Below are 18,486 nucleotides of genomic sequence, written 5' to 3'. Positions count from 1 at the left end.
GAGGCAGACATCCGGCTCTTAGAACCAAATTTCAGTTTAATATCTAAAAAAACAAGATGATGAAAGTAGGTGAAATTTACACAATCGAGCGTATCGTTATGGGCGGTACGGGTTATCGTTACGCACCGGTCCGCTTGACCGGCGAAGTGGCACTGTTGGACAGCGAAATCCTTCCGATAGAAACCGGAAAATACGGCGCTCCCGAAGTTCAGCGCTTCACCTTCCAGTTCCTGCGCCCCGGCAAGGCAGAAATCCAGTTGGCACGCTTCCGCAGCTTCGACCTCGACGATGCGATTTATGAAGAAGTACTGCCTTTCCATGTGGAATCGGCAGGCGACCTTGACGCAGTGTCCTGTGGCGGCTGGTCTCCTTTCCAGAAATTGACGCCCGAAGACCAGAGCATTTTTGAGGAAGCAATGAAGGGACTCGTTGGCGTGAGCTACACCCCCGAAAGAGTTTCCAAACAGATTGTAAAGGGCGTGAACTACCGTTTCTTCTGCTATGGCAGACCTGCCACGCAGGGCGACCATTCATTCCCGGCCATTGTGAAAATCTATGCGGCTCCCGGAGCACAGGCGCAGCTCGTCGGCATCCAGCGGGTAGTGCTTTAAAGAATGCAATGGTAACAGCCACCGCCGAACACCGATGCGTAAGTCCGAAGCGAGCCACCCTATAAGGTAGCAACTGAGTGCGTCGCTGCACTCGGTGGCACAAAAAGAAGAACAGATATAAAAGACAACGATATGAAACAATTAAAAATACTACAAACCGCCTGCGCACTGGCATCTCTCCTGATGTTTGCCGCCTGTACGCAGGACGAACTGACGGATGGCAAATATCCGCTTGCTTTTACAGCCTCTGTAAAAACGAATATGCCGACAACCAGAGTCAGTGAAGATACAAATGGAGAGAGTAAATGGGACGGCACTGAAACAGTGAAAGTAAAGATTGGCGACGAAACCAAAGATTACAAGATGAGCCAGGATGGTAAGCTGACTTCAACGCAGCCTTTTTATTGGAACTCTACCGCCGAAACCAAGCAGGTGACGGCATGGTATCCCACCGCTTTCACTTTCAACGACCAGTTGAAAGACCAAAGTACCGGTGAAAAATATATGGTTTGCGATGTACTGAAAACGGATCAAACCTCAATTTCTTATACGAGCCAGTCAAAAGAGCTTACGTTCAAACACCAAATGGCAAAGGTCATCATCCATCTGCTGCAAAACGATGGAACAACCCCTATGACCGATGCCACAAGCTTAGGAATCCTATGTAGCAACAACTTTACATATAGCGAAGGGAACTTCACAAGTAGCAGTAATACGTTTGATTATGTCTCACCATTTAGGCAAACGAACAACAGCGACTACAAGGCTATGATTGTTCCGAAAGATATGGCGAACCAAAAATTCATCAAGGTGGTTTACGATGGGAATACCTATTATTGGACACCCGGAAGCGGTGACGCCAATCTGACTGTCGGCAGTGTTCATACGTATAAAATCACTGTGATGTCCAAGTATCTGGATGTGGAAGTAATTCAAACAAATTCCGACATCAGTTGGGGAGAACAGGAAGACTCAACAGAATCAGGAACGGTAAACTAATCTCATGGAAGTATGAAAAAATTAAAATACACCTTGTTATTATTGGTCGCGGCATTGACCGGATTGTCATCTTGCAGCAAGGAAGACGATTTATTAAGCAGTCAGAATATATCGGCTGAACCCGTCATAAAGGTATCTACAACCGGATATGAATCGGCCAACCCCACAACCCGCGCAACGGACAATGAAGATGAGTTCAAAACAACGTTGGCCGAGAATGACCAGATTGGCATTTATGCCGTGAAGGATGGCAAAGTCATCAGTAAGAACGTATGTTATAGATATAATAATAGTTCAAAAACTTGGGAAAAAGTCGGAACTGAAGCCGTTTCTGCCATTTCCGGCAGCAATGTTTCTTTTTTTGCATACTATCCCTACCGTCAAGCGATGGACGGTAAAACGATTGCGAGCATTGCTGATATTATCAGCAACTTTGAAGTCGCTGCAGACCAAAGCACCCATGAGCTTTATACCAACAATGATCTGATGACTGCCACCGGTACGTTGTCGGCAGATAAAAAGACCTTATCGTTTACACTGCAACATTCATTAGCCTTGATTGTGTTGGACTTGAAAGGTCAGCGGACTCCGTACTCTGGTGGATATGCAGCTTATGGTGCTGTATCTTCCATAGCTGAAAAGAAAATAGGAAATGTCACTACTCCTTATACGGATTCAAAAGGATGTTTCAGGGCATTGGTAAAGCCGGGAAGTGTGACACCGGCTATTTCTTATTCTGCCGGAGGGAAAACGGTTACATACAGCAGTGTCATAACTGCCGTAGCCGGAAAATATAACAAGAAACTGATATATGCAGGTAATACGACGGATATTGAGAAATCTATTGCCAGAGGGGATTATTTTTATGCCGACGGCAATATATCATCCACTTATACCAATGACAGCAGCAATCCTTGCATTGGGATAGTTCTCACTACATCGGAACAATTGGCGGCTGCCCCGTATAATCATGGGTTGGTGGTCGCTTTAAAAGATGCTGCAAGAAAATTTAGCCATGGAGGCCAAAACATTCCTACAGATAACCTTCCCCAAGTACCGAATACCTGCCAGAAATGGTTTGGACCTACCATTGACCAACTGAAGTTGATGATTTGGGGAAATACAACATCGCAGAGCACAGATGGAAAAACTTTTTTGGAGGATAAAATGAACGGGGTGGCAAACAGCGAGAAATTCAACGCAAGAAGTTTGGAGAATGTCTTTTATTCCTCAACAGAGTTTAATAATAATTATTGGACTATAGTTGTTTCTAATGGAAAACAACAAGAGTGGTTTTATGGAACAGATGCTAATGGGCGTGCCATTTTTGCTTTTTAAGAAACATATAAAAAGTATCAATATGGATGAGAATTATTTTTATAATAATTATGGACAGATAATAGCGGAAATACAATCAAAAAATAACCGCATAGGCCAATGGCCATATATAATACCTGACAGTACGCAAAATATTCCAATAGATGACGATAATATACGGAATAAATTTAGAAGTAATAGTATCGTGTATTCATTCGGAGGTCCAGTTGGTGTTATTTATAAAGAAGGCTTTATCACATTTGGGATTATAACTCAATATATGGATGCTATAAGTTATGAATTCTCAGGATGTTATATGGCTAAATTTTTTTTTAGAGGCAATTGGTATGTTTGTCACATAAGTTGTAAAGATGGAGCGTTATCAGATTGCAAGGATGTATGGACTGAATTTACGTATAGGTATCAGAAAGAGATTAAGCATTTATTTCTATTTAATCCCATTGATTACGATATCGTTCGACAAATAACAATAAAATGCAATGGAGGCCTTAATACATCTAATAGGTTTCAAGTTTGCGGATTAATAACATCGTGCAATAGAATGTACTCATTATGTTTCGATACATTAACAGGGATGTGTGAGCGAACTATTGTTGAACATCAAAATAAACGATATAGTAGTATTCCTCATTTTATCTAAAAGATAGGCCAACTCTATAGTAATTGAAAATAATATAAATGTCATGGGCATATTCAGTAAAAGAACAACATTTGCCTTCTCTGAAATACTGAAGGGTTTGCAACAAGCTGTCGGCAGCACCGTCAGTATGCTTCAAGCTCAGCAGATGGATAACCTTTCCCATTTTTGGACGAAGGAAGGTAAACCTGTCACCCGAAAAGTACAGATTGGAGATCGTGACCTTGAAGTGCCTCTGATGGCATTAGTTTCACATAATAACTTGGTGATGGATGATGTGGAGATAAAGTTCAAGGCCAAGATTGGCGACATATCATCCCATTCCATGCCCAATATCTTAGAAGCGAACAATGTCATATCACATGCGGAACTTGAAATGAATATGGAAGGCATCAAAGCCGATGCAGAGAATGTGATGGAAATCACCGTTCACTTTAAAGTTAAAGATGATGCTGAAGGTGTAAATCGTCTGTTGTACGAATGTAATAAATTGATTTAGTAACTTTTAAAATGAAGAATTATGGCATATTGGAATAATGAAAAAAATGCTCCTCAAACCTTATCTGATTTGGTAAGAGGGTTACAACATTCAGTCAATACGGCAATGGAGATGATTGAAACACGTAATGTGGAGTTATTGGGCCGCTATTTTTCTCCGAAAGGTGATCCGATAACCAAGCGGCTTAATATCAATGAACAGACAGCCGTAGATGTCCCCCTGATTTCGATAGTCAATCCATCGACTATCAACGTAAAAGAAGTGGAAATGGATTTTTCGGTGCAGATTGTTTCTTCTGAATTGCGGCGTAAGCAACCGCAGGAAGGTTTTCAGGCTGGTGAAGACGCTGCACATTTCAATAATCGACTGAAACGCTCAAACCTTGAAATCAGTTTCGACGGCAAGAAAGATAACTCAAGAATGCAGGTACATATCAAATTCGAGTCAAAACCGATACCCGAAGGATTGTCGCGTATCATTGACGAATACGATAAGACCATTACGCCTTTTTCACTGCAAGACAGCAATGATTAGGTCAAAAATAACACTTTTATTAACATTTAAATTTTAATTGATTATGGCAGACAATGTAAGTAACAATTTCAAGGGACTTCCCATTGCGGAACTTATCGCGGCTCCGCTCACTGCTGCATGTGATTCACAAAAGAAGCTGGCAAAGTCCGCATTCGAGTTTATGACTGAAATCGGGTTCCAAGATGATGGTAAAACTCCGAGATTGTTGAATTTCAATCTTCAAAGACCGGTTGAAGGAAGCACCCAACCTATGGACATTCAAGTTCAAGCTCCATTCCTTGGGCTTGTTCCACTCCCCTCACTGCTTGTTGATGATGTACAGATTGATTTCCAAATGGAAGTTACGACAACCGAAAAATCAACAGAAACGACTAATACTGAAAATTCTGTGAGTGCCAGTTCGAATTTCAAGTTCGGATGCTTTGCCAGCGGTTCGGTCAGCGTGAACGGCAAAGTTTCCTCTTCGCGCGAGAATACTCGTTCTACCAACCAGACAGCCAAGTATCAGGTACATGTATCAGCCCGTCAGCAGCAACCAACTGAAGGTCTGAGCAAACTGATGGATATAATGGCATCGTGTGTTGAACCTTTGAAATTGGACAACTCCAGTAAATAGAAACTGATAAGAGACCGATAAAGATGGAGGAACGTGTATTTGCGTTCTTCCGCCTTTATCCGGTTTGCGTCTTACATTCGGCATTTTTGATTGTGCAGAGAATTGAAACAATTGGCGATGACCTTTGAAAATACGGATGAGAAGAGATAAACTTTGTAATGACAACAATTTTAAGTAAACAAATATGAAATATTTTAGCATTTCAGAATGTACGCGCTCCGAAACAGCAAAGGCTAAGGGTATAGACAATACGCCGGGAGCCGAGCATTTAGCACATATCGTGGAGAGTATAGAAACTTTACTGGACCCATTACGTGAAGCATGGGCTGAATGTTGTCTTGATGCAGGGCTTGGTACACCCGGTATTCGCATCTCGTCCGGTTATCGTGGTCCGGCACTTAATGCTGTCGTTGGCGGTTCAACAACATCGGCACATTGTCATGGTTATGCTTTCGACTTGATTCCACTCAACGGGAAAATGACCGAATTTAAAAGTTTCTGCCGAAGGTTTCTGGCTAACCGTCCGTTCGACCAGTTGATTTCTGAAGGCGAGAATGAAGAAGGCCTTCCAAGCTGGATGCATATCGGGTACAAAAGTCCACGTGGCGAACAACGCAGGCAGTTTCTTTCCATGAGAGACGGGAAATATTATCCAATGACGACATAATCAAAATTTGGTACAGATGAAGAATAAATTACTATCTTTTTGTTTCATATTATCGTTCCTATGTGTATTCAGCATCGTAACGGCTTATGCTCAACCTGATTCCGTTAAGGTGAGCGAATACTTTGCAACTATATGCAAGGACGAAAACCGTCTGCGACAATTTTTTGCCGAAATGCCGAAAGGCGGCGACTTGCATAATCACCTGACCGGAGCAGTCTATGCTGAGAACTATTTTAAATTCGCAGCGGAGGACGGTTTATGGGTGGATATGGCTACCGGTAAACTTTACCAACCCAAAGACAGCACAAAAGGCAAGGAGATGTTACGGCTTTCGCCGGATATGCCGAATTTGCACAATACCCGTATGGCATTGATTGATAAATGGTCTATCCGCAATTTTAATCCGGGAAAGTTTCCGCTGGGGGCAGACGAATATTTCTTTGGTGCATTCGGACTGTTCAATGCCGTGGCAGGAAAGCATACGGTAGAGCTGATGCAGGAACTGCGCAAACGGGCGGCGCGTGAAAATGTGCAGTATCTGGAGATAATGCTTTCCTCGCCCGGTATCAATGCAGCGAAGATTGATGCTCTTTGCGGAAATGACTTCTATGCACGTTATAATGACCGATTGCAAAAAGCCATTCTTGAAGACACGGAGCGGACAAAGGGACGAGAAGGAACAGACGAGGTGCTGGACGATATTTTCAAAGAATGGGAAAAGATACCGGCAATGAGTGAGTGGGTTGACAAGTATGTTGCCTACATCGACAGCATAGACATTCATAGTACCCTTTCATCGGGATATGACCGTGCTCCGGTCTGCTTCTATCAAGGGTATGCCAGCCGCAACGCAGCTCCGCTTGTAGTCTATGCCCAACTTTACATCGCATTTAAAAGTTGTTTACGTGAAAGGAGTAAATTAGTGGGTGTAAATATAGTATCTGCTGAGAACAGTGAAATAGCGATGACCGATTACACAGCTCACATGAAAATGTTCCGCTATCTGGATAAGGCTACGGGTAATCGTGTAAAAGCCTCTCTCCATGCAGGGGAATTGACATTGGGGCTGGTTGAGCCGGAAGAAATGTGCAGCCACATCCGTGAAGCGGTATTTGTTGCCGGAGCTGACCGTATCGGGCATGGTGTTGATGTTGCATTTGAAGAAGGAAGTATTTCGTTACTGGATGCCATGCGAAAGCGACAGATACCGGTTGAAACTAATCTGACAAGCAACGAGTTTATTCTTGGTGTCAAGGATGATGCACATCCGTTTATGCTTTATCGACAGGCGGGTGTACCTACTGTTCTTTCTACAGATGATCCGGGTATTTTGCGCACGAACTTAACACAACAATATGTGTTGGCCACCTTGCGCTATGGTCTTGGCTATTACGAAATCAAACAACTTGTGCGCAATAGTATTTACTTCGGGTTCATGTCTGAAAATAAGAAACAGGAGTTGTTACACCGAGTTGAAAAAGAATTTGCTGCTTTTGAAAGAATATGGTGGCAGAATATTGGAACCATTAAAAAATGGGATGAGTAATATCTGGAATTATTTAGCTATAAGAAAATACTCTATCGGAGATTATCGACGGACTGCTCAGAGCATTCTATAACAACTGTGAGATGCAATAACAAACAATATCAGATTAATTGTTGAGTGTCTCACAAATGCAGAAAGTGATAAGGTGATAGAAATACAGTATAATTTTGATATAATAAGTTGGAGATATAAGGACTGATTGTTTAACCTAAATAGAATGAAATTAGAGCATTCTATTTAATATTTCTATTTAAACATGGGATTATTATTGAATTATTTCAAAAGTCTTAAGTCTGGCGACATCATAGATGATGTTATTCTCATGAAAGAACGCCAGGATGTTGGGAATTCAAATATTAGAAATATCATAAATGATAATTGGACTGAAGAAGGTTTCTTTATAAGGAAGTATTATTCATGGTTTATACCATATAAAGAGAATAAAATAAACTTTCATAGAGTTCTTGATGGACAGGATGCTATAAGCTGTGATTTTTCGGGATGTGCTATGGCTTATTTTTATGATCCGAAGATGTCTGAAAAATACGTTGCTCATATCTGTTTACTTGGAGAAAACAAGCAAGGAGACTGTAGAAAACTTTGGATAAATTATTGTAAAAGAAATCCTTCGCACTATAATACGAAAATTTTTATTCCAAAAGCAATAAGGTGCTGTATACCTATTAATAAAAGCGATGATCTAGATTTTTCTCCTCATTGGTATAATTGTCATTTTAGAAAATGGGGATTAATTAGCCATACAAGAAAATTTTATGATATTATAGTTGAAATAAATTCTAACACAATTTATTTTCGTCAAATGAGAGAATCTAACCCTTTACTTAAGGGTTATTTACCAGTATCAGAATGGGATTATTATAATATAGATTGGATTTCAAAGTTATCTATTAGAAAGTTTCCTTAGTTTTGACACATGAGACCTTGATAAAATGAATGTGCACAAAGCGAAAACCAAGTAGTGTGGGTTGAGGTTAAAAAGGTAAGCAAATAGAACAAAAAGATGATACAAGTAAAAATTAAACTTGAAATCATGGCAGGATATCTCATACTGGTATTCTGCCTTACATTTATTGTCTGGCTCATACATGAAGAACAGGGGAAGAAAAGCACAATGGAACGACAAGAACAGTACTGGCAAGGAAAACGACAACTGACGAACCGGGCATCCCGTCCCAGCGGATATATTATCATAGGTGATCAAAAGACTTTATCTAATTAATAATCAATATATTAGCCACATATATTAGATAAAATATTTCGACCAGCTATGATTTCAAATCCGATTGAACAGAAGAAATCTCCGCCGCTCTTGAATGGTTTAGCTTCCTTTCCACCTCATCGGGTATGTTATCATAAGAGCTTGGAAAGGAATGTTTTCGCTTCCTCTCTTTGTTTTCTGACATTTTTTCCATAACTTGCCACTGTTTATCAGTCAAGTCAGTAAATATACATTTGTGAAAGTGCTATGAAAACACCACTTAAGGCGAAATCTTATCTATTTCTACTCATTTTGCTGCTATGTAGCTGCACTGAACCAACGGTATCATTTCCTGAATTGAAGCATGACAGTTGGACATTCGGCACCACACTATCATCCATAAACACCACTGCTACAGGCGATACGCTATTGCTGGGTAGTGCAGACAACGGAAGCATCTATTTCTTTATTCCCGACTCCCTGATTCGTGCGGTTAAAGTGGCCGAAGGCGGTGATAAAATATATAAAATCGAATCACTCGGCTATACCGACAGACAAAAAATGCATTTGTTGGTCAGTGTGCGCAATAAAGGTATCAGACTTGTAGAGATAAGAACAGACCTATTGGAAGCCCAGGTTATAAAAACCTTCCTGTGCGACACCACAAATATTTCACCTAAAAAACTCAATCGTTATTCTGCTTACGACTGGATTTATTCTCCAAAAGATAAAGCCCGCTATATTGCTACCAGCAACGGGCTCTGGAAAATAACAGAGGAAATGCTCTCCGACAAAAGTCCGGGAGATGTAGCAATGGAATTGTCGTCCGACAGGGATGCCATACAGGGCATGCCGGAATACCCGATACGCTCTATCACATTAAATCCCGATTGCGATGGTTCACTTTATTATACCGCACGCGACGGCTTTTATCATTTGGATATAAACCAAAACAACCATACGCGCCTATATAAAGGAAACTATTTTTATTCCACCATCGACAACCATGATACGCTGTATGTACTAGGCAAAAACTCCATGCTGAAAGGAAAAGCCGATAATCACAGCGCAATGCAATTATCCGATAATGAAGGCATGGCAAAACTTCTTTTTTGGAGTGAAGACCCCTGTTATGAATATCGCATCTTTGAAAAATCAAAAGCAATAGTAGCCGGCGAACGCTGTATCATACCAGCCAGCTTGCAAGACAAAAATTCTTTCCTGAAAACCCGGACCGGATACTATTTCGTCAGCTACGACAAGCTGATTAAAGTCTATCCGCACCAGAATATCTCTTCAACCCGAAAAACAATTATGGCAGCCTGCCGCAAAAATGACAACGAAATTTTCATTCTCGACAATCAGTACAACCTTTACATGCTGGGTATGAACGACAGGATTGCCCATAGGCTGGGACAACTTTCCCGTCATCAGAGGGTACGCATGATGGCTTATGCCCATGAGCAATTGTATTTCCTGACCGAAAGTGGCTTACAGGTTTGTTCTCCTCCTAAAAAAACAATCTTCCTCGTCAACTCCACCATCCAACTGACCGACTGGAAGCATAAAGCCATATTAGACGATGATGAAGTCACCGCAATGAAAGTCTTCAAGACAGACTCTTTACTGTTGGGAACACGAAATCATTTGTGGTACATATCCCGCACACAAGAACCGGAAGAGATAAAACTAAGATGGAACGGGCAGTTACTGGACGACATCAATGAGACCGGATATATATCAACCATCGATGCAAGTGCACAGGGCTACAAGGTAGGGGTGTTGAATTTTGGTCTGTTTGAAGGAAGAAATTCAATTAAAAGTGAAATATCAAACCGGCCCGACGTAGAAAGCCCGACAAATATACTGTCAGTCTCCGCCTGCAACAACACCTGGGCGATTTCTTCCGGCGACCATGTTTATATTTACAACTACCGTTCCAACACCGTTGAGCGGAAATATTCAATTCCCGCTTATGCCCAAAAGCTGGCTGTTCTGGAAAACGACGGGGGTTGCAACCTGTATCTACTGCCCCCGAAAGGAATAGCATGGTATACGCTTAAAGCCAATTCGTACCAACCGCACCTACCCTATTTTTCCGACATTCCTTTCCACCCCCATTCCTCCTTCAAGATGAACAATAATTTCTATGTCTGTTCCTCCGACATAGGCGTTTGTCTGATAGAGAATGGAGTCCCTCCCGTATGGGTCACGAATTATGATGAAGGAACGGTATTAAGCGCCACAGAATGGCTCTCTGTCGCCGGTGCATTTGCTCTTTTCGTCATCTTCATTGTTTTAGCAATAAGATATAAAAGGCAGATTGAAAAGACACATAAGCAGAAGGACGAGATTACTGTGAGGTTAAAAAAACAGATTGATGACTTGAACAAAAAAAGAGAAGAAAAAGAGAAGGAATTGAATGAGCAGAAAAAGAAAGCGGAAGAAAGTCAAAGAATTATTGAAGAGAAAAAAAAAGAAGAAGAGGCCGAGAAGCGGAAAAAATACGAAATAGAAGTAGCCAGAAAGCAGGAAAAGGCCAGTTATATAAAATCGCTGGAGTCCCGTCTTACTGTGTATCATTATCTGAAATTCGATAAATTCAAAGAGATTCCCGAAGACGAAGAAACCAAATATACTTTCTTAAACGAACACGAGCAGGAAATAGACGAAAGCATTCGAGCCGGAATTACAGCACTCAACACGCAAAGGATGTGGATGAGAAAAGCTGTCGAAGGCTGGTGTCATATTATTGAAGCGCACCAACTGAACTGTGACACAAGCAATCTGCAAGAATTACGGGAGAAAACAGATCGGTATTTTTCATCTGATATAGATGAAGAACGGTTTAAAACAGATGTTGCCGGATATGAAAATGAAAAAAATGAAGTATATGCTATTTTCAAGGAAGTAAGAAAAAACGTTTATGACAGGTTAGCGGAAAAAGTGGCTAATTCATTAAGGCCTGATTATCTTCAAGAAGTGAACACCCTGCGGCAAATCATTATAGATATTCACGATAAAGTATTCTTCAATGAAGTGATACAGACTGAATGCCCCAATAACAAGATATATGAGAAAGTTGCCTTTGTTTGTATGTCAGGAGCCAGTCCGAAGTTAACCCCTCAGCAGATATTGATATTATCCTACTATCCCGAAGAAGATTCTAAAGAAAGAAAACTCGTCAATAATGCCAATGTTTCCGACTATAAAGATAGAGGCAAGAATAAAAGACTCCCGAGAATTCTTTCGGGAGAAAACAGACATCCGGTTAAAAAAGAGATTTTAGCACTGTGGAAAGAGTTGTTCAGTACATCCGAACAGTCCGGCTTTACTCTTTTATTTACATAAATATCAGGTAAAATTCATTTTCCTGATATACCTTATCATCCTCAATTACTCTCCTTTCTTTGTTTTAAGCAGCGCAGAGACAGGTAAAAAAAGTAATTTGATTATACCTTGATTACCTTTCTTTTTTAGGGAAAAAACCTTTCATCTTTGCACTATACCGAGAGAGCAAAAATGAAAAGTTAAACCCTAAAATCGAACAGTTATGCAAAGAAACACTTTCACCTTTCCTGCTATATTTCTGGGATTTATAGCAAACATTTATCTAAATGAAACCGAACCGGACTTCTACGTCTATCTATTATCAATAAGCTATTTCTTATTGATTGTATTCAGTGCACTTGATAATCCAGTCTGGTATGTACTCTATTCCACTGCCCTCGCATCCTTTCAAATTATGGCGCAGTTGAACATCCAAACCGGCAGGGGCGGCATCTTCTATCTATGCGTTATGATATTACTTTATATCATATTAGCATTAAACATCTTGATTGCCACTCTCCTGCTTCATTACCACCGTAAAGCAATACAAATAGCACGTTCCAAAATCAGGGGACGATGGGCTATCCTTCCTTCCGATAGTGAAAGAAAACATGTAAGCCCACATACCGCCATCACCTTCAACGATGACTATACGGGCAACTGCATCGACTTCTATGGTATGGAAAATTTCACCTACCGGATAAATCCTAAGATAGGTTCAGATACCTGGCCCTATATTGAATTCACTGACCGGAAAAACAAGATATGTATAACGTTAGATTATCAGTTTCCAAATCAGTATAATTCGAAACTGCAATTAGGAGAAGAGTACGCCTTTGAGGATGATTTCAGGGGATATACTGATGATAACGGGCAGTTGACCCTAATCATAGAGCCTGTATACGATTTTAAAAGAATTCTTTTTCTAATCACAATGGTTTTGTTCTGCCAGCATAGCTTTGGGCAGGCTGACAACAATATCATTGCCATAACCATCCCTGCACAGACAGAACTGGATGGACATCAAAAGCAAAATCTGGAAAGTATTGTAACGGACATCATGACCCATTCCGGCCATATGTCGGCATACAAAGTATCCGGGCTTGTCATGGTTCCCTTGTTCATTATTGAAGAAGAAAACGTGCTGCAAAGCGGAGTGGACAAACTATATATGATCAATGCAAAACTATCTCTGAATCTAAGGAATGTGGAAAGCGGCCATATCTTCACCTCTGTCTCCAAACGATACCGGGGTACAGGCAAGAACAGGCGTGCAGCTATCAGTAATGCATTGGTTGCCATCTCCACTTCTGATAAAGATTACAATGACTTTCTGAAAAATGGGCAACATATCATTCAAACCTATTATGAAAACAATTCACAGCATATCTTCCAAAAGGCAGCGCTCATGGCACAAAGAAATAACTATGAACCGGCAATCGCTCTCCTGATGTCCATACCAGAACAGACATCTTGCTATGAAGAAGCCATCAAACAATCGGAAGTATATTATCAACTGTATTTGTCTTCCAATTGCAAGGAAGCTATCCGACAGGCTCGAATCTTAGATGCAGGGCAAAACTATCAGGAAGCTCTGGAGTTCCTCGCTTACTCGGAAATCAGGACAACGCAATGTGCACAAGAAGCCAATGCACTGATAGACCGGCTTGAAAGAAAAATATCAGATAAAAAAAGAAAAGATGACAGTGACCAAAAGGAAGATGCGCAAATGCGGATGAAACTTGAAATGCACCGGATAAATGCTATGATGAAACTTGCCGATAAATACTATAAAGAGGAAATTGTGCCCATCTGTATAGAATAACGGTCAGCAATAAAATAACTGAGAAACTATATATGAATTAACAATCAAAAAAAGAATGCCATGAAAAAATTAAATTTATTATTCGTTCTGTTGTTTGTGTCTGCTATGTCTTTACAGGCAGAAGATCTGGTGGCTGTAATTAGTCCTACAACACCTCTTGGAAGTAACTTTAAACTTTCTCCTCAGGACCAAGTGCGCGTAAGAGAAGAAATCAGTTTTATTTTAGGTGACAATGAAGAATATACTCTTTTGGCTTGGGAACAAATTGATATGATTATTTCTACTATAATCGCTACCCACGGGCCGGGCTTTAAGAAGGAGGCCTGCCTGGAGGCCGGACAGTTATTGGGCGTCCAGAAACTGATTCTTACCGAAGTTGTGCACCATGCAGACGGCTTTTATCGAATTTATTGCAAGCAAATCAATGCAACCACTGCCAGAATAGAGAAACAAGGGCAGGGACAAATCAAATGCATGACTTACCTCAACCTTGCGGCGCGCGAAGCAGCAGCTATATTTTCAAAGGATCCGCAGGCTGTTAGAAAGGAAGTCAAAGGGCAGAAGAAAGATGTGGGTTGCCCCGATGTGGAGGGACGCATTATTACAAATCCTTTTCGGATAAAGATGAATCATACCAATTGGGGCATTTCCTTTGAGTATTTGCAACAAGAATGGGAGTGGAAATATCTAAGTACAGGAATAACAGAAAAGCGTGGCTATTTGGGAGAAGGACCGATTTCCGGTGCTCAGCTTGGATTCCGTTATGACAAATATTTTGCCCCAAGATTCTTTGGATTGGGTATTCATACCGGATTATCCGTAGGGTATTACGCGCAAAAGGGTAAACCAGATTCGGAAACAGAGCGGAAACTGTCTTTTGACCAAGTCACTCTCTCAATTCCCTTACAAGGGATATACAGACTGGACTTTTCAAAACATATCGGATGTTATGTCACTTGTGGTCTTTCGGCTGACATAGGTTTGTATTCACGGGTCAAAGTAACTGAAAACCAACAGAGTGAAACATTCACTAATATATATGATGACGATGAGTGGGGTAATATGAAAAGATTCAATTACAGCCTGACTTATGGTGCAGGTGTTCAGATTGACCGTTTCATGTTAAGTGTTTCCCTATCTAAAGGGCTGTTGAATCAATCGGATGATGCTTCTTGCAAAATCTACCAAAACAAAAAGATACAGGCCACTTTTACTTTCATGTTCTAACAAAAGTTTGAAGATTAGGTCAATTGTATGATAGTTTATAATAGTTACCTGAACAGCCGCCTTGTTCTCTTTAAGATTATATGCAAACCTGACAAGGCGGCTTTCTGGGATTGATAAGTGTAGCTGCATCTCTGCCTTTCCGAATATTTAAAATTTAATTTTCAACACTGGTCTGTCTTTTTTTTCGTAACTTGCGCCGTTTTTTAAAATAACAACTAAAATAATCACGATGAAACTAACCCTTATACGCACCGACCGTGAAACCGGTAAAGAATCGTTCAGCATCCTTGAAACTGATGCACTAATGGAAAAGATAAAGAAAGAGAACAAAGCAGCACATATCTCGGCTCTGCGCTTTCTCATCCCAGTGCTGCAAGGAGGAACCGCCATTCAAGAAATACGCCGCTACGCCTCCTTCATAGGTACCAGTAATCAGAAAGATTTACTAACCGACCCATCGGGAAGTCGCCGTTTCATCTGCATAGAAGTGACCGGACCTATCCGCACAAATGTCTCCATAAACTACCGGCAACTCTATGCCCAGGCCATGAGTGCCATCTCAAAAGGAGAACGCTACTGGCTGGATGATAGCGACGAAGCCATAAAGACGAAAGACCGACTATCCATCAACAAAGTAGCCCACTTCGGACGTGCACTCCACAAGCTCGGAATCAACAGCCGGAGAAGAAACAGGGGAAATGAATATCATGTGATAATAAATGAGACAGCATCTCAGTAAAATGCAAATAAATTTGCTTCTGCATTCGGTTTGCACTATCTTTGCGTTTCAAATTAAGTAGATTATGAAAAAAGAAAGCCAAGTGATATTCGACCGTAATGTAGTGGAATTTGTCACCGTAGCCGCAGAGTTTTGCAAGTTTTTGGAACAGGCGGAGACAATGAAACGCGACACATTCGTCGATACTTCATTAAAAATACTTCCGCTACTCTACCTTAAGGCAGCCATGTTGCCCGAAGCAGAAATGATAGGTGATGAAGAACCTGAAACCTATGTAACAGAGGAGATATATGAAGTGCTCCGCATCAACCTTGCCGGTATTCTTACCGAGAAAGATGACTACCTGGATGTATTCATACAAGACATGGTCTACAGCGACCAGCCTATCAAGAAGAATATTTCCGAAGACCTGGCGGATATTTACCAGGCTATCAAAGATTTCATTTTCGTCTTCCAACTGGGATTGAATGAAACAATGAACGACTCGCTGGCCATTTGCCAGGAACAATTCAAGGAATATTGGGGGCAAAGATTGGTGAACACCCTTCGCGCCTTGCACGACGTGAAATACTGCCAATCTGACGAAGAAGAGGAAGATGAATGCAATTGCGACGATGATGATTGCCACTGTCACGGACATCATCATGAATAAAGATTTTAATTATGGTTATCAAGAAAACTATCAATAAAGAAATTATCAAAGACATGCCGAAAGTACTCTTTCCGGGGCGGATACACGTTGTCCAGACCCCCTGGGAAGCTGAAAAGGCTGTCGCCTACCTCAAACAATATTCCTTACTGGGAATTGACAGCGAAACGCGCCCGTCATTCACCAAAGGGCAATCGCATAAGGTAGCCCTGCTGCAAGTATCCTCAGAAGAGGATTGCTTTCTGTTCCGCCTGAACCAGACAGGACTGACACTGCCTATCATTTCATTATTGGAAAGTCCGTCAGTTACCAAAATCGGCCTTTCGTTACGGGATGATTTTATGATGCTGCACAAACGTGCTCCTTTTGAACAACGTGCTTGCATCGAACTGCAAGAGTATGTCCGCATGTTCGGCATACAGGACAAGAGTTTGCAGAAGATTTATGGTATCCTGTTCGGAGAAAAGATTTCCAAGTCACAACGCCTTTCCAACTGGGAGGCTGAAAACCTGACTGAGCCTCAAAAGCAATACGCAGCCACAGATGCATGGGCATGTCTCAACATCTACAACAAATTACAGGAATTAAAAACAACCGGTGATTATGAACTGGCACCGGACGAACCGCTCACCAACCACGAATCATTAATCACTAATCCATAATTGCTAATCACTAATCGCATGTACAAAGTATATCTCAAATCAGGTAAAGAAGAGTCATTAAAGCGTTTTCATCCTTGGGTATTTTCCGGTGCCATCGCCCACTTCGACGGTGAACCCGAAGAAGGTGAGGTAGTTGAAATCTACACTTCCAAGAAAGAATTCATCGCCAAAGGACACTTCCAGATTGGCAGCATAGCCGTACGCGTATTGTCTTTCCATCAAGACGAAAACATCGACTCTGATTTCTGGAAACGCAAGCTCAGCATTGCCTACGAGATGCGCCGCAGCATCGGTATTGCCGAAAATCCGACCAACAATACTTACAGACTGATACATGGCGAAGGGGACAACCTACCCGGACTGATTATAGATGTTTATGCCCGCACCGCCGTGATGCAGGCACATTCCGCCGGCATGCACCTCGACCGCATGGATATAGCAGAAGCCCTTAGCGAAGTGATGGGGGATAAAATAGAGAACATTTACTATAAATCTGAAACGACCTTGCCTTTCAAAGCCGACCTCTACCCGGAGAATGGTTTTCTGAAAGGTGGCAGCACGGATAATGTAGCTATGGAGTATGGATTGAATTTTCATATCGACTGGCTGAAAGGCCAGAAGACAGGCTTTTTCGTAGATCAACGTGAAAACCGCTCTCTACTGGAACGCTACGCCAACGGCCGTTCTGTATTGAACATGTTCTGCTACACAGGAGGCTTCTCCGTTTATGCCATGCGTGGCAATGCCAAACTGGTACATTCGGTAGACAGTTCTGCCAAGGCAATTGACCTTACCAACAAGAATATAGAGCTGAATTTCCCTGGCGACAGTCGTCACGCTGCTTTTGCCGAGGATGCCTTTAAATATCTGGACCGCATGGGCGACCAGTATGACTTGATTGTCCTCGACCCACCCGCCTTTGCTAAACACCGGGATGCTTTGCGCAATGCTCTGCAAGGCTATCGCAAACTGAATGTAAAGGCTTTTGAGAAAATCAAACCGGGCGGCATCCTATTCACTTTTTCTTGTTCACAAGCCGTCAGCAAGGAAAACTTCCGCACGGCTGTCTTCACGGCTGCTGCCATGGCTGGACGCAGCGTACGCATCCTGCATCAATTGACGCAACCCGCCGACCATCCGGTGAACATTTATCATCCCGAAGGAGAATACCTGAAAGGATTAGTGCTGTATGTTGAATAACTAAATCGTAATAAACTCATACTTTATCCCCCAAAAATGGGGGTAAAGCCCTTTAAAATCTAAAATACGTTAAACAAAAGCAGAAAGTTTGCAAAATACTATGTTGTATAACATAAAACATCTACATTTGCACTGTGTTTTTCATGGTATTAGATTTAAGGTTAATAAAGATTGGCTGTCTGGGATAG

General features: G+C 41.5%; 17 protein-coding genes and 1 pseudogene. All 18 read left to right on the top strand.

From position 1 onward, the window contains the following. Positions 1 to 56 precede the first annotated feature (56 nt). Positions 57 to 611 (top strand): protease inhibitor I42 family protein, encoded by a 555-nt coding sequence (locus QZ135_RS04205; RefSeq protein WP_294606171.1) that lies wholly within the window; start codon positions 57 to 59, stop codon positions 609 to 611. Between the two features lie 132 nt (positions 612 to 743). Next, positions 744 to 1,610: a fimbrillin family protein gene (locus QZ135_RS04200; protein WP_294606169.1), complete on the top strand. Its 867-nt coding sequence runs from the start codon at positions 744 to 746 to the stop codon at positions 1,608 to 1,610. A 12-nt stretch (positions 1,611 to 1,622) separates the two neighbouring features. Continuing rightward, positions 1,623 to 2,948, top strand: a complete 1,326-nt coding sequence (locus QZ135_RS04195) for a fimbrillin family protein (protein ID WP_294606167.1) — start codon at positions 1,623 to 1,625, stop codon at positions 2,946 to 2,948. Between the two features lie 22 nt (positions 2,949 to 2,970). Then, positions 2,971 to 3,588: a hypothetical protein gene (locus tag QZ135_RS04190; RefSeq protein WP_294606165.1), complete on the top strand. Its 618-nt coding sequence runs from the start codon at positions 2,971 to 2,973 to the stop codon at positions 3,586 to 3,588. Between the two features lie 43 nt (positions 3,589 to 3,631). Next, positions 3,632 to 4,084, top strand: a complete 453-nt coding sequence (locus QZ135_RS04185; RefSeq protein WP_294606163.1) for a DUF2589 domain-containing protein — start codon at positions 3,632 to 3,634, stop codon at positions 4,082 to 4,084. Between the two features lie 21 nt (positions 4,085 to 4,105). Then, on the top strand, positions 4,106 to 4,618 hold the full coding sequence (locus QZ135_RS04180; protein ID WP_294606161.1) for a DUF2589 domain-containing protein: 513 nt from the start codon (positions 4,106 to 4,108) through the stop codon (positions 4,616 to 4,618). Between the two features lie 43 nt (positions 4,619 to 4,661). Then, positions 4,662 to 5,234 carry a DUF2589 domain-containing protein gene (locus tag QZ135_RS04175; protein WP_294606159.1) on the top strand — a complete coding sequence of 191 codons (573 nt, stop codon included), beginning with the start codon at positions 4,662 to 4,664 and terminating at the stop codon, positions 5,232 to 5,234. Between the two features lie 184 nt (positions 5,235 to 5,418). Next, on the top strand, positions 5,419 to 5,901 hold the full coding sequence (locus QZ135_RS04170) for a D-Ala-D-Ala carboxypeptidase family metallohydrolase (protein WP_294606156.1): 483 nt from the start codon (positions 5,419 to 5,421) through the stop codon (positions 5,899 to 5,901). Between the two features lie 16 nt (positions 5,902 to 5,917). Next, positions 5,918 to 7,447: a hypothetical protein gene (locus QZ135_RS04165; RefSeq protein WP_294606154.1), complete on the top strand. Its 1,530-nt coding sequence runs from the start codon at positions 5,918 to 5,920 to the stop codon at positions 7,445 to 7,447. A 256-nt stretch (positions 7,448 to 7,703) separates the two neighbouring features. After that, on the top strand, positions 7,704 to 8,372 hold the full coding sequence (locus QZ135_RS04160) for a hypothetical protein (RefSeq protein ID WP_294606153.1): 669 nt from the start codon (positions 7,704 to 7,706) through the stop codon (positions 8,370 to 8,372). 96 nt (positions 8,373 to 8,468) lie between these two features. Beyond that, a complete protein-coding gene (locus QZ135_RS04155; protein WP_294606152.1) occupies positions 8,469 to 8,687 on the top strand; it encodes a hypothetical protein in 219 nt (72 codons plus the stop codon). A 246-nt stretch (positions 8,688 to 8,933) separates the two neighbouring features. After that, positions 8,934 to 12,017, top strand: coding sequence for a hypothetical protein (locus QZ135_RS04150; RefSeq protein WP_294606151.1), 3,084 nt, complete (start codon positions 8,934 to 8,936; stop codon positions 12,015 to 12,017). Between the two features lie 202 nt (positions 12,018 to 12,219). Continuing rightward, complete coding sequence (locus QZ135_RS04145) at positions 12,220 to 13,821, top strand: hypothetical protein (RefSeq protein WP_294606150.1); 1,602 nt, start codon at positions 12,220 to 12,222, stop codon at positions 13,819 to 13,821. A gap of 60 nt (positions 13,822 to 13,881) precedes the next feature. After that, positions 13,882 to 15,048, top strand: coding sequence for a porin family protein (locus tag QZ135_RS04140; RefSeq protein WP_294606149.1), 1,167 nt, complete (start codon positions 13,882 to 13,884; stop codon positions 15,046 to 15,048). A gap of 379 nt (positions 15,049 to 15,427) precedes the next feature. After that, positions 15,428 to 15,787, top strand: a pseudogene (locus tag QZ135_RS04135) (VapE domain-containing protein); the annotation flags it as partial. Positions 15,788 to 15,851: 64 nt separating this feature from the next. Beyond that, entirely contained in the window at positions 15,852 to 16,439 is a 588-nt protein-coding gene (locus QZ135_RS04130) for a DUF5063 domain-containing protein (RefSeq protein ID WP_294606148.1), read from the top strand. A gap of 11 nt (positions 16,440 to 16,450) precedes the next feature. After that, positions 16,451 to 17,098, top strand: coding sequence for a 3'-5' exonuclease (locus tag QZ135_RS04125; protein ID WP_294606145.1), 648 nt, complete (start codon positions 16,451 to 16,453; stop codon positions 17,096 to 17,098). Positions 17,099 to 17,116: 18 nt separating this feature from the next. Beyond that, positions 17,117 to 18,298: a class I SAM-dependent rRNA methyltransferase gene (locus tag QZ135_RS04120; RefSeq protein ID WP_294606143.1), complete on the top strand. Its 1,182-nt coding sequence runs from the start codon at positions 17,117 to 17,119 to the stop codon at positions 18,296 to 18,298. Positions 18,299 to 18,486 lie beyond the last annotated feature (188 nt).

Source organism: uncultured Bacteroides sp. (assembly GCF_905207245.1).
GTDB lineage: Bacteria > Bacteroidota > Bacteroidia > Bacteroidales > Bacteroidaceae > Bacteroides.
This window is presented reverse-complemented; position numbering and strand designations above follow the sequence as displayed.